The organism is Pseudomonas sp., assembly GCF_049645325.1.
Taxonomy (GTDB): domain Bacteria; phylum Pseudomonadota; class Gammaproteobacteria; order Pseudomonadales; family Pseudomonadaceae; genus Aquipseudomonas.
Window position 1 is genome coordinate 1 of the sequence record NZ_JBARTQ010000449.1, and the last position, 12,106, is coordinate 12,106.

The 12,106-nt window shown below is 60.0% G+C and carries 9 protein-coding genes; 7 read left to right on the forward strand and 2 right to left on the reverse strand.

Features of this window, described 5'->3' with window-relative positions; all coding sequences use genetic code 11:
- The first annotated feature begins 331 nt into the window (after nucleotides 1-331).
- The 4 genes from WBB95_RS19560 (at nucleotide 332) to pgm (ending at nucleotide 6,655) form a co-directional block, all read left to right on the forward strand.
- Nucleotides 332-1,354 (forward strand): zinc-dependent alcohol dehydrogenase family protein, encoded by a 1,023-nt coding sequence (locus tag WBB95_RS19560; protein WP_424489074.1) that lies wholly within the window; start codon nucleotides 332-334, stop codon nucleotides 1,352-1,354.
- Nucleotides 1,355-2,069: 715 nt separating this feature from the next.
- Nucleotides 2,070-3,503 carry a hypothetical protein gene (locus WBB95_RS19565; protein WP_424489075.1) on the forward strand — a complete coding sequence of 478 codons (1,434 nt, stop codon included), beginning with the start codon at nucleotides 2,070-2,072 and terminating at the stop codon, nucleotides 3,501-3,503.
- Nucleotides 3,500-4,906 carry a PLP-dependent aminotransferase family protein gene (locus WBB95_RS19570; RefSeq protein ID WP_424489076.1) on the forward strand — a complete coding sequence of 469 codons (1,407 nt, stop codon included), beginning with the start codon at nucleotides 3,500-3,502 and terminating at the stop codon, nucleotides 4,904-4,906. Before WBB95_RS19565 ends, WBB95_RS19570 begins: the two co-directional genes overlap by 4 nt.
- 105 nt (nucleotides 4,907-5,011) lie before the next feature.
- A complete protein-coding gene (gene pgm / locus WBB95_RS19575; RefSeq protein WP_424489077.1) occupies nucleotides 5,012-6,655 on the forward strand; it encodes a phosphoglucomutase (alpha-D-glucose-1,6-bisphosphate-dependent) in 1,644 nt (547 codons plus the stop codon).
- 73 nt (nucleotides 6,656-6,728) lie between these two features.
- Here pgm and WBB95_RS19580 read toward each other — a convergent pair whose 3' ends face one another.
- On the reverse strand, nucleotides 6,729-7,424 hold the full coding sequence (locus tag WBB95_RS19580; protein ID WP_424489078.1) for a pirin family protein: 696 nt from the start codon (nucleotides 7,422-7,424) through the stop codon (nucleotides 6,729-6,731).
- Nucleotides 7,425-7,643: 219 nt separating this feature from the next.
- Here WBB95_RS19580 and WBB95_RS19585 point away from each other — a divergent pair, with 219 nt between their 5' ends.
- Nucleotides 7,644-10,091, forward strand: coding sequence for a UvrD-helicase domain-containing protein (locus WBB95_RS19585; RefSeq protein WP_424489079.1), 2,448 nt, complete (start codon nucleotides 7,644-7,646; stop codon nucleotides 10,089-10,091).
- 93 nt (nucleotides 10,092-10,184) lie between these two features.
- Here WBB95_RS19585 and WBB95_RS19590 read toward each other — a convergent pair whose 3' ends face one another.
- On the reverse strand, nucleotides 10,185-10,457 hold the full coding sequence (locus WBB95_RS19590) for a DUF1652 domain-containing protein (RefSeq protein WP_026013572.1): 273 nt from the start codon (nucleotides 10,455-10,457) through the stop codon (nucleotides 10,185-10,187).
- A 256-nt stretch (nucleotides 10,458-10,713) separates the two neighbouring features.
- On the opposite strand from WBB95_RS19590, the gene WBB95_RS19595 reads away from it, so the two are divergent.
- A complete protein-coding gene (locus WBB95_RS19595) occupies nucleotides 10,714-11,523 on the forward strand; it encodes a helix-turn-helix domain-containing protein (RefSeq protein WP_424489080.1) in 810 nt (269 codons plus the stop codon).
- Between the two features lie 49 nt (nucleotides 11,524-11,572).
- Nucleotides 11,573-12,106 (forward strand): NAD(P)/FAD-dependent oxidoreductase (locus tag WBB95_RS19600; RefSeq protein WP_424489081.1); only part of this gene is annotated, 534 nt, incomplete at its 3' end.

Below are 12,106 nucleotides of genomic sequence, written 5' to 3' on the forward strand. Positions count from 1 at the left end.
ATCAAGGTTTCGAATACGATCAAGAGGTTAAGGTCGACACGACGCAGGTCGTTACGGTTCATCTTGTGTCCTGGAAGAGTCAGCGAACTTGACGAGAGCGGCCATGGGAGAACCTCTTAAGATTCCATTTAGAAGCATGACCGGCATGAATCTTACGGGGAAAGGCTGGTACTCTGCACAAGATACTTGAGTTTTCCTACGATACTCGGGGTCTATTCCTCAGTTGCGGAATCAATGACAGGCATGTCGACTATTAACGGCGACCGGTGGTCTTACCTGGAAAGCCCAGATAGAGTTCATGGCATTAGAGGTTACTTTGACGAGGTTTGCGATGTCCCGCACGATCCGTTTTCACAAGTTTGGTCCGGCCGAGGTGCTCAAGTGCGAAGAGCATGCAGCCGCGCAGCCTGCACCGGGCGAAGTGCAGGTGCGTGTCGATGCGATTGGCATCAGCTGGTATGACATTCTCTGGCGCCAGAACCTGGCGTCGTCCCACGCACGCTTGCCGTCCGGCCTTGGCCATGAGATGGCCGGGGTGGTTGTAGCCCTCGGCGACGGCGTGGATGACTTGGCAGTGGGCGATAAAGTGGCCAGTTTTCCGGCCGAGAGCCCCAATGATTACCCGGTGTATGGCGAACAGATCGTCCTGCCCCGTTCGGCCCTGACCCGTTATCCGGATGTCTTGAGCCCGATTGAAGCCAGCGTGCACTACACGCCGCTGTTGATTGCCTACTTTGCCTACGTGGACCTGGCGCGGGTCAAACCCGGTCAATTCGCGTTGGTCACCGACGCAAGCCACTGTGCCGGCCCCTCGTTCGTGCAACTGGGCAAAGCCCTGGGTGTGCGGGTGATTGCCGCCACCAAAGACAGTGCCGAACGCGAGTACCTGCTGTCCCTTGGGGCGGAAAAGGTCATCGTCACCGAAGAGCAGGACCTGTTGATGCAAATCAACAAGATCACCGATAACCGCGGCGTTGACGTGGTGTTTGATGGCTTGGGTGGCCCGCAGATGTCGTTGCTCGGTGACGTACTGGCGCCGCGTGGCAGCCTGGTGCTCTACGGCCTGCAAGGCGGTAACCAGACGCCATTCCCGGCCTGTGCGGCGTTCCAGAAGAATATTCAGTTCTTTGTGCACTGCATCGGCAACTTCACCGGCAAGCCCGAACTGGGCATCATCCAGGACCAGGTCGCCTTGCAACGTGCCCTGCGTGACATCAACCAGTTGACGGCCGACCGTGTGCTGGTGCCGCTGAAAACCACGGTGTTTCCGTTCAATCAGTTCGTGGAAGCGCACCGTTATATGGACGAATGCCCGTGCCGCGAGCGTGTTGCGTTGCAGGTTGAAGCTGTTTGACGTGTAGGAGTATTCGTAAACGAGCATTCCAAAGCCCTGGCGCATGAGGCAAATGCGCCATTTGACAGGGCTTAACCCACGCGTTGCCTGATGCGTCCGGTCATATTTCTGGCCTGTAAAAGCTACCTTTCCCCTTGGCGCCGCCCTGAAACCCAGTGCGGCGTCTTTGTGTGCGCGCCATTCGCGCGTTGACCGGTGTTTATCTGAACTGGTTTTCGACCAAGTTCTGTGTCTGTTAATCATCTTTTCAGTCCTGATAATTGTGACTTCACTTTCATCTCAAGGATTGAGTAATGATTGATTCTCTTTTGCTGCCACGGGTTGTTTCGACAACTTCTATCACCGCGTCTGTCTGCGCACGAAGCGCGGGGTACTTTCAAGGCGAGTTTTATTCGGCCGCCCAACGAATATCAAAGTGTGGTGGATTTTATTTGTCGGATGGTTCTTTTAATTCTGAAATAAAGCGGTGTAGGAAGTTGTCGGAATGTTCCTAGGCTTGTCGCCATCAATGGCCTTGTCTCCCGGCGCAGAGCCTTCCGCGTACCGGGCTGCCTTGGTGCTGGTCAAGTAAGCAGCCGGTGTCGGGTTGTTGCAAGGTGCTAGTGTTTGATGATCGGGACACGGTGCCGCAGCGATTCGCTTACCGACGCAATATAATGAGCAAATACTGTCAGCAGTTGCTTGAAACTGATATTACAACTCAGGTAGTCGAACTATGAGCGCTATTCACGAACAGGCGATGAATTATGTTTACCAACAAGTTCTCCAACGCTTGGTTGGGCACTTCAATCGCGCCGAACGCACGGCACTTCAGTTATTGATCCAGCGTATTGTCGTGGCCGCTGGCGGCATGGAACAGGTGGGGGATTACAAGGTGCTGGTGGCCCACGGCGGCGGCGAGGTCAGCAGCTACACCCTGGCACTGCTGCGCGCCGCGCAGTTGACCATTGCCGGGCGAGCGCCCAGGACGTTCCAGTTGCGGGTCGCCACGCTGCGCCATGCCGGCATGACTCAGGCGACGCTCGATACGCTCCACCGCGGTTATGGGCGGCTGTTCTTCCACGATGACCCCCGGGTGGAGTTGCTGATGGTGGAAAATGACGAGGTGCTGCCGTTCAACCACCAGCGCCCGGCGTCTGCCTCAGGGCGCGCAACCAGCCAGCGGACCATGTTGATGGTGGGTCACCTGACGTCGGGGGATATTCGCGCAACGCTGTGTAACGACACCTACCTGGCCATGGGTGATTTCTTCCAGCGTGTCACCGCCTGGGACGGTGGGGTGCATGCGGTGGTGAGTGGCGATTCGGTGCGTAAACAGGGGCAGCTCCTCGCCTGGCTGAAAAAGACCGCCCAGGCGACCGGAGCGCAGACGCCAAAGGGCAAGCCTTCATCGCTCAATGGTGTGTATGCGCGTATGTGCCAATGGAGCGACGAAGTTCACCGCGACCTCTACGGCGAGCACTACGTGCCAAAGGCGGACGCCAGCCTGGGTGGGCACCGTCACTTGGCTTACATCGGCATCGCCGACTTGCTGGAGGGGGGCGCCGACAACCGTGCACCGTTGCTGAACGAGTTCATGGCCTATGCGGCGGACCCGCTGGGCTTCCATTTGAGCCACCCGGCCTATGCCATGCCGCTGCTGACTGCGCACCTGCGAGGGTTGCAGGCCGAGTGCCTGCGGGCGTTGGACTACGAAGCGGGCGTCGAAGAACTCTTCATGCAGGCGCACGCATACCTTCGCCACCACCACGCGCCTGAGACGTTGCTGGCGGACGCGATCAGTCGCGAAGGGCGTGTTTCGTCGGCCAATTACGCCCAACAGTTCTTCGGCCTGGACGAAGGGCAACTGATCTGCCTGCTGTTTTCGCCCTTCATCCATCACGGCGAACGCTTGGAAGGCTATTTGCGTCAATGTCACCCGGGCATGTTGGTGGCCCTGCCTGAACTGCACAAAGTCCTGCAAGGCAAGCCTGCCGCTGAAATGCTGCAACAGTGGGTGAGCGACACCAGCGGGTTGCCGCTGCCCTTGCTTCAACACTTGTATCGCAAGCGTCCGGTTGCCTACAGCCCGGCGGTGGCCGCCTGCAGTCGCCGTCAGGAAAGGTCCGTGGCGACGATTGAAATGGCCTTCCAGCTGTCCGGGCGATGACGCTGCGTGGTGAGCGGCAGGCAGATTTCGCCTATCAGGCGGTGTATCGCTACATGATCAACCTGATCAATGAGGTGAGCGCTGAGACCCGGGTAAAGCTGCCATCCTTGCGCCAGTTATCCCAGCGTTTGAACGTGTCGATATCGACGATCCAGTACGCGTATTCACTCCTGGAAAAGGAGGGCCGGGTGTATTCAGTGGCGAAGTCGGGCTATTACGCGTGGCCGTTGGCGGGCAGCCCCTCGGTCTGGCCGGGCGGGGATTTGCTCGAACGCCTGTACGTGGCCGCCCGACGCCCCGGCATGGCGGTACTCAGTGGCGATGAGCCCGCCTTGCTGGCGTCTCTGGACACCACGCTGCTGCGATTGGAACGGGAGCTGGTGCGCCAGTACCCGCGCCAGTTGCAGCCGTGGTCCCAGCCTTGCGGCGTCTGGGAGCTGCGGGCGGCGCTGGCGGCGCGCTACACCTCGTCGCCGACCCGCTGCTGGCATGCCGACGACGTGTATATCGGCGCCGACTTGCGGGGTGTGCTGGACATTCTGATTGATGTGCTGGGCCTCAAGGGTACGTCGGTGATTGTCGAGTCTCCCTGCGACTGGCTGATCCTGCGGCTGATGCAAGACGCCGGCATTCGCCTCATTGAGTTGCCCTGGGCACAGGACGCGAGCCTGGACCTGTCGGCGCTCGAAAGGCTGCTGCGCGAGGAACCGGTCCATCTGGTGTTGCTCTCATCCGCGGTGAGCCAGCCCTCGGGGGTTGCCATGACGCTGCGTGACCGCCTGCAGGTCGCGCACCTGCTGGACCAGCATGCCTGTTGGCTGCTGGAAAACGACACCTATGGCGAGTTGAGTTTCAAGCCACCGCAGACAGCATTGCGCGACCTGGTGAACCCGGACCGGGTGATCGTGTTTTCCTCTTTCGAGAAAGTGCTCGGCCCCGAAGCGCCTTATGGGTATGTGCTTTCACGGCACTTGAGCAGTGAGTTGCAGCGTCAGTTCCTGTTGCGCTCGTTCCGGTTGTCGGCCATTCGCCAGCGCGCAATTGCGCGCCTGTACCACAGCGGGCGAATTGACCAGCACTTGCGCAGCCTGCGCCAACTGCTGCGTGAACAGGCGCTGGAAATGAGCCAGCGCCTCGATCAACACTTGGGAAACCAGGTGACGTACCGCATGCCGGCAGGTGGCGCCACGTTCTGGCTGGGGTCTACCCAGGCGGTGGACATGCGCCAAGTGTTCCAGTACCTGCTCACGCGCCACGTGGTGGTCGCGCCGGGTGAGTTGTTTAGTGTTGGCGGCTTGCATCACCAGTATTTGCGTTTGAGTCATACCTTTCAGGGGCAACCCGACCTGGAGATGGCGCTGACGGCCCTGGGCGAGGCGCTGCGTCAGGCGCAGATCGCCTGAGTGTAGGAAATTTCTCTTTTGCATGTGGGATCGATACCGTCGCGCAGCAGTCCAACTCTCAGTAAACTGTCGTTTTTTCCAAATCCTTCTTTTCGAGGTTTATGCATGACAATCAGTCCTTTTGCGGGCAAGCCGGCGCCAGCTCAGTTGCTGGTGGATATCCCGCGACTGGTCACGGCCTATTACACCGGCCAGCCTGATGCAGCGATCTCCACCCAGCGCGTGGCCTTTGGCACGTCCGGGCACCGTGGCAGCTCGTTCGAGCTGAGCTTCAACGAATGGCACGTGCTTGCCATCAGCCAGGCCATTTGCCTGTACCGTGAGGCCCAAGGTATCAACGGCCCGCTGTTCGTCGGCCTGGACACCCACGCACTGTCGACCCCAGCCGGCGCCAGCGCCCTGGAAGTGCTGGCGGCCAACGGCGTTCACGTGATGCTGGCCGAGGGCGATGAATACACGCCGACGCCGGCGATTTCCCACGCCATCATTTGCTACAACCGTGGCCGCACCACTGGCTTGGCGGACGGCATCGTGATCACGCCGTCCCACAACCCGCCACAAAGCGGCGGCTACAAGTACAACCCGCCAAACGGTGGCCCGGCCGACACCCACGTCACCAAGTGGATCGAAGCCAAGGCCAACGAACTGCTGGCCAACAAATTGGCCGGGGTCAAGCGCATCACCCACGCCCAGGCCCTCAAGGCCGACACCACCCACCGTCATGACTACCTCAACAGCTATGTGGCTGACCTGGTCAATGTCATCGACATGGACATCATCCGCAGCGCCGATCTGCGCCTGGGCGTCGACCCGCTGGGCGGAGCAGGGGTGCGCTACTGGTCGGCAATTGCCGAGCATTACCGCCTGAACCTCGACGTGGTGAACACCGAAGTCGATTCCACGTTCCGTTTCATGAGCGTCGACTGGGACGGCCAGATTCGCATGGACCCGTCCTCCAGCTACGCCATGCAAGGTTTGATCGGCCTCAAGGACCGTTACGACGTGGCTTTCGCCTGCGACCCGGACCACGACCGTCACGGCATCGTCACCCCGTCCGGTGGCCTGCTCGCACCGAACAACTACCTGGCGGTGTCCATCGACTACCTGTTCCAGAACCGTCCTGACTGGCGCGCCGATGCGGCCGTGGGCAAGACCGTGGTCAGCAGCGGCCTGATCGACCGCGTTGCGGCGCGTATCGGTCGTCGTCTGTTCGAGGTGCCGGTCGGCTTCAAATGGTTTGCCGACGGCCTGTTCGAAGGTTCGCTGGGTTTTGGCGGCGAAGAAAGCGCCGGTGCTTCGTTCCTGCGCAAGGACGGCAGTGTTTGGAGCACCGACAAGGACGGCCTGATCCCGGCCTTGCTGGCGGCTGAAATGACCTCACGCAAAGGCCAGGACCCAAGCCAGATCTACCGTGGCCTGACCGACGCCCTGGGCGAGCCGTTCGCGATTCGCGTCGACGCCAAGGCCACCCCAGCGCAGAAAGCCTTGCTGGGCAAGCTGTCGCCGGAGCAGGTCACGAACACGCAACTGGCCGGGGAAAGCATCCAGCAGATCCTCAGCCATGCGCCGGGCAACAACCAGGCGATTGGCGGCTTGAAAGTGATGACCGAAAACGGCTGGTTCGCCGCACGTCCATCGGGCACCGAGGACATCTACAAGATCTACGCCGAGAGCTTTATCGGTGAAGACCACCTCAAGCAGTTGGTGCAAGAGGCGCAGGTGCTGGTAGACGGCGCAATCTCCGAGTAACTGCCGCAGCGCTGTAAAAACGGTGGGAGCTGGCTAGCCAGCTCCCACCGTTTGTTTGGCGTAAGGGTCAAGGTCAGGCGAGGTCGACCAATACGATCTCGCTGTCCTCGACCGCCGTCACCCGCAGCACCTGCTCATCCTCGACCGCCACGCCATCTCTGGCGTGCGCACGCAAACCATTGACCTCAATCACGCCCGTCGCCGGTACCAGGTACGCCCGACGCCCGCTGTCGAGCCGATACTCGGCGCTTTCGCCGGCTTTCAGGTTGGCTGCCACCAAGCGTGCATCCGCCCGAATGCGCAGGCTTTCGCTGTCACCGGCCTTGCCGCTGGCCAGTGTCACAAACCCCTCGCGATCGCCTTGTGGAAACGGCTTTGCGCCCCAGGAAGGCGGCAGGCCGGCTTCATTGGGAATAATCCAGATCTGGAAAATTTTGGTCGGCGTGGCTTCCAGGTTGTATTCACTGTGGGCAATCCCGGTGCCTGCGCTCATCACTTGCACATCGCCAGCTTCGGTGCGGCCCTTGTTACCGAGGTTGTCGGCGTGGCTGATCGCGCCTTCGCGCACGTAGGTGATGATTTCCATGTCGCGGTGCGGGTGCTGCGGGAAACCGGTGCCGGGCGCAATGATGTCGTCGTTCCACACCCGCAGGTTGCCCCAGTGCAGGCGCTTGGGGTCATGGTATTCGGCGAATGAAAAGTGGTGATGGGCGTCAAGCCAGCCATGGTGGGCGCCGCCCAAGGTATTGAAAGGTCGAAGTTCAAGCATGATTGCCTCCTGTGGATGGCGCTCATGATCCAGCAGTGCATGATCGATAAAAAGCGTAAAAACTGCCGGATTACTATCCAGTAATTCGATGGATAAGTGGCGTTTTGACTTTCACTTCATCGCCTAAGTGTATGACCCGGCAGTAATTGGCTGGAACTCAGCGCCAATTCCGGCGACCATGGTGCATTCGCCAAATCCCACCTCATCGCTGGAGTCCGCGTGCCGCAACACACCCCTGAATTGCCCCCCGAACTGCGCCCTCTGGCGGAAATGCCCCCGTTCAAACGCCTGGCCGCGCGATTATTTGGTCACGGCTTGACACGTTTGCGCGCGCAACACCGGTTTTCCTGGTTGCATGGGCAAGCTGATGGGTTTTGTAGCGGGCACGAGGCGGGCGTGGAGTACGGCTACCGTGAAGGCAAGGCTGACGGCATTGAGGAAGGGCGGCAGGTGCTGCTGATCCGCGACTTTCGCCCCGACGAGCACCGTGCGCCGGGCGTGGACGACAGCCTGTTCGACGATTGGCGCCTGCCGCTGACCGCCGACGTGAAGAAGCGCATGAAGGCCGACGTGGCGCGCTTGCTGCCCGCCCATGCACAGCCGAGCGCCGCGCAATGGAAGATGATCTTCAGCGACACGCCCTCGACGTCGGTGATTGCCGGCGCCGGTGCTGGTAAATCGACCTCGCTGGTGTTGCGAATCCTGCTGCTGACCCACTACCTGGGCTTCGAACTCAGCTCGATGACCGTGGTGACCTTCACCCGTGAGTCGCGCAAGGACTTCATCAACAAGCTCATGGACATTCTCAGCCTGTGGGGCCAACCCCTTGGCAGCAAAGAAGCCCAAGCCGTGGTGCGCACCTTTCACTCGCGCATTCTGCCGATGGTGCGCAGCCTGCCGGGTTTCGAGCGGCTGCAAGCCTTTGAAAACCTCAGCAGTGGTTTCGAAGACGCTGACAGCAACCCGTTTGACCTGCGCATCAGTGATGCCCAGCGCCAGCAGATGAATGCCTGTTACCACCGTCTGCACGGCCGGCATGAGCGCTTTCGCGAATTGATCGCGCCCTTGGCCCGCCATGGGCTGCAGCTCAAGGAGCTGGAGCGCGACCACCCGGATGTACAAAAGCGCATGGCAGTTACCGAACTGGCCGCCAAGCGTGATGAAGAACTGTGCGATGTGATTGAGGACTTGTGGTTTCGTGCCGGCGCATGGCCGATCAAGGGCATTGAGCCCAGCCGTCAGGCCTTCGAAATCAATGGTGCGCAGTTCCACTGCCACGGTTACATCCCTGAGTTGGATGCCTGTGTGGTGCTGGGCTTCGATGCGCGGGAAAACGCCCAGATCAGCCGTCCACATTCAAAGCTGTCGGTGCGTGCGGAGTGGGCGGTCAAGCGCACCCTGTTTCAAGCTTTCTGTCGTAAACCATTGATATGGATAGACAGTTACGAGTCGTCAAAACGCCTATTAAGCAGCCTGGCGGGCGATGCAGCGGCCGGCCCAGGGTTTGATTACAAGGTCAAAGGCGAGCTGGCTTCGGCGCCTTTGCTGGACAGTTTTGTCACAGCCGCCGGGTTTATCGAGAACCTCGGGCTGGACGTGCCGACCGCCGTAGGCCAGATGAGCTTCGCCAAAGACGACCCGGACCGGTTCTTCTTCGAAGCCTTGAGTATTTTCTGGAAGGCGCTGGAAGACCACCTGCTGGATCAGTCGCCGCCGATCATGACCTACAACCGCATGTTTTCGCTGTTCGGCGAGAACACCCCGGAAAACCTCAAATTGCTCAGTGACCCTTTGTTGCGGCCGATGTCGCACCTGATGATCGACGAGTTCCAGGACGTGTCGCCGCAAATCGTCTCGTGGGTGCGTGCCAGCTTGCGCGAAATCCGCAGCCGTGGCCCGGCGATGCATGTGGGCCGTGGCGCGCAACGCTCGTCTTTGTTGTGTGTGGGCGATGACTGGCAGTCCATTTATGGTTGGCGCGGCAGCTCGCCCAAGTACTTCATGGAATTCAACAAAGAGTTCGTATCGCCGAGCACCACCCGCGTGATGCTGGGTGAGAACTACCGTAGCCACCAGCACATCATCGATGCGGCCGAACATATTGTGCGTGCCGCCCCGGCGATCCCCGGCAAAAAGGCCAAGGCCAGTGGCGCGCCCAAGGATTTGGTGCCTGTCGCTGTGCGGGAACGGGACGATGCTGCACTGGGCCGCGCGCTGCTGGAGCATTATCAGAAGGGCGAATCAGTGTTAATGCTCTATCGAAAAAGTAGCGATAAGTTACTGATTCAAGAGCATATTCAGTCTGCAGTTAATGTTGATTCCATCTTGCCGCCAGCGTCTCGCCGGTTGAAGCAACTGACCTATCACAGTGCCAAGGGCCTGCAAGCGGACGCGGTTTTCCTGCTGGGCGACTGCCAGCACCTGACCAGTTCACCCTACAAGAACCAGGTTTACCGCATGGCGGGCCTGGGCAATAACGGTGACAGCGAGCCGTATGACACGGCGCAAAAAGACGAAGTACTGCGCCTGGCCTATGTCGGTATTACCCGGGCCGTGAGCCATTGCTATTGGTATGTGGAAAAACCGGAAGGCCAGGGCGTCAATGTGCCCAGGGCGTCGGAGCGCGTCGACGGGAAAAAAGCGTTTTTTGACGATCAGCGCCGTTAGGCACTGAATACGATTGAAGGGTGAAGGCAGGCTTGTGTGGGCGCTGGCTTGCCAGCCCCCACATTGGAAAATTGCCGCCTGATCAGTTGGGCGTCAGGCCCGCAACGACAGTGGCGGCACAAAACACTCCAGTTCGTCTTCCACGGCTTCGATGATCCGCTCAACATCGGCGGCGTTCATCACCGTGGCGCAAGGAATGCCGGCGATGGCGATCAGCGTTTCGCCGCTGGCACGGTCGAACAGGCGCGCGACCATGCTGCCAGGGGCGTCCATGCTGCCCTCGAAGCCCATGGGATGAAAATGCCAGCGCATCAGCTGGCAGGCGTTGGGGAACGTCACTTTGTTCATGTTGCCCACCTTGTTCATTGAGCGCTTCCTTTAGCTCGCGGCAGGGGGCCAGACCTTCACTGGTCGTGGCATCGAAGAACTTCAAAATAGCATTCGTTCGCAAAGCCAAGGTGAGTTTTTTCGCTCCGTTCGGCAGTTCTTTTCCAATTGTTTGATGCAGGTCATGTCCTGCTAAAAATTAGGCAAAAGGCCATTAGTCAGAAGTTCCAGTTGACCATTGAAGCGGCCGTTAAAATTCGGCAATCTCAGGCGTTTATCCGTCGCAGAGCCTTACATGCCCGACATCGCCCCAGCCGACGACTGCCAAAACACCCAAGCCACCGGCGAGTTGGTCTTGCGTCATCACTTGTGCTGGCGCCATCGCGATCTGGATGGCGTGATGGCCTACTACCACCCCGACATTCAGTACCACGACTTCTTCCAGAACCGCGTAGTCGGCTATGCCGAGCTGCGTGACTACCTGCAAGCCAGCATGCCGCGGGGCGCCGATGAGGCGATTGAGCACACCGACCGCATTCGCGCCGATGGCGATACCGCGTTCATCCAGTACCGCATCACGTTGCGGGGTGGCCAGGGGCTGGTGTCATTTCGTACCAGCGAGGCCATCACCGTGCGCGATGGGCTGATCTGGCGCGTCAATGAATACGCGTCGCTGGTGCATGAGCAGCCGAGCCAGGCTGCCCGGCCTACCGTCAGCCGCCTGGGCCTGTCGCCCCAGCAATTGGGGCACATGGCCAATGACCTGCAGCAGTACTTCCACCTTAAGCAGCCTTACCTGGACCCGGAGCTCGACCTGCAACGGGTGGCGAAGGAATGTGGCTACAGCCGCAATCAGATTTCTTACCTGCTGAACCAGGTGCTGGGGCAAAGCTTTTATCGCTACGTCAACCAGGCGCGGCTCCAGCATCTATTGGCCACGTTGGACAAGGCGCTGCCGCCAATCAAAATCGATGATCTGGCCTTTGCGGCGGGGTTCAACTCCCTGTCGGCGTTCTACAGCGCGTTTCGCCAACACACGGGCCAGTCGCCCAAAGCCTACGTCAAACAAATTTCCCTGCGTGCACGCGCGCAAGACAGCCGCTGACACTGCACTCTAGGATCGACCCTATCGAAATGAGGTAGGGGAGTTTGGCATGCCGGCATGGCGCACTATCAGTTTATGGATGGACCAACTGGACGACCCGCTGCGCGCGCGGCCGTCGCTGGAACACGACCTGGACGTCAACGTGGCCATCATCGGCGCCGGTTACACCGGCTTGTGGACGGCCTATTACCTGAAACGCCAGGCGCCGGAACTGAAGATTGCGATCATCGAGGCGCAGACCGCCGGTTTTGGCGCGTCCGGCCGCAATGGCGGCTGGCTGATGGGTAATGTGCTCGGCGAAGACCGATTGCTGGCGGGTCTGGACCCTGAGCAGCGCCGCGCCTCGTATGACCTGCTGCACGGTATTCCGGACGAAGTGGCGCAGGTGCTGGCCCGTGAAGGCATCGACTGCGACTACCGCAAGGGTGGCGCCCTGTACTGCGCCGCGCGCTACCCCGAGCAGGAAGGCAGCCTGCGCCGTTACCTCGACAAACTTTACGCCCAAGGGCTCACCGAAGCCGATTACCGCTGGCTGAGCCCGCAACAGCTGGCCGAACAGATTCGCATCGCCAAGCCCTATGGC

Bases quoted from the DNA above. Each gene is read 5' to 3' on its own strand.
- WBB95_RS19580 (WP_424489078.1), bottom strand. From the start codon at position 7,424: ATGCTTGAACTTCGACCTTTCAATACCTTGGGCGGCGCCCACCATGGC.
- WBB95_RS19570 (WP_424489076.1), top strand. From the start codon at position 3,500: ATGACGCTGCGTGGTGAGCGGCAGGCAGATTTCGCCTATCAGGCGGTG.
- WBB95_RS19565 (WP_424489075.1), top strand. From the start codon at position 2,070: ATGAGCGCTATTCACGAACAGGCGATGAATTATGTTTACCAACAAGTT.
- WBB95_RS19590 (WP_026013572.1), bottom strand. From the start codon at position 10,457: ATGAACAAGGTGGGCAACATGAACAAAGTGACGTTCCCCAACGCCTGC.
- WBB95_RS19560 (WP_424489074.1), top strand. From the start codon at position 332: ATGTCCCGCACGATCCGTTTTCACAAGTTTGGTCCGGCCGAGGTGCTC.
- WBB95_RS19595 (WP_424489080.1), top strand. From the start codon at position 10,714: ATGCCCGACATCGCCCCAGCCGACGACTGCCAAAACACCCAAGCCACC.
- pgm (WP_424489077.1), top strand. From the start codon at position 5,012: ATGACAATCAGTCCTTTTGCGGGCAAGCCGGCGCCAGCTCAGTTGCTG.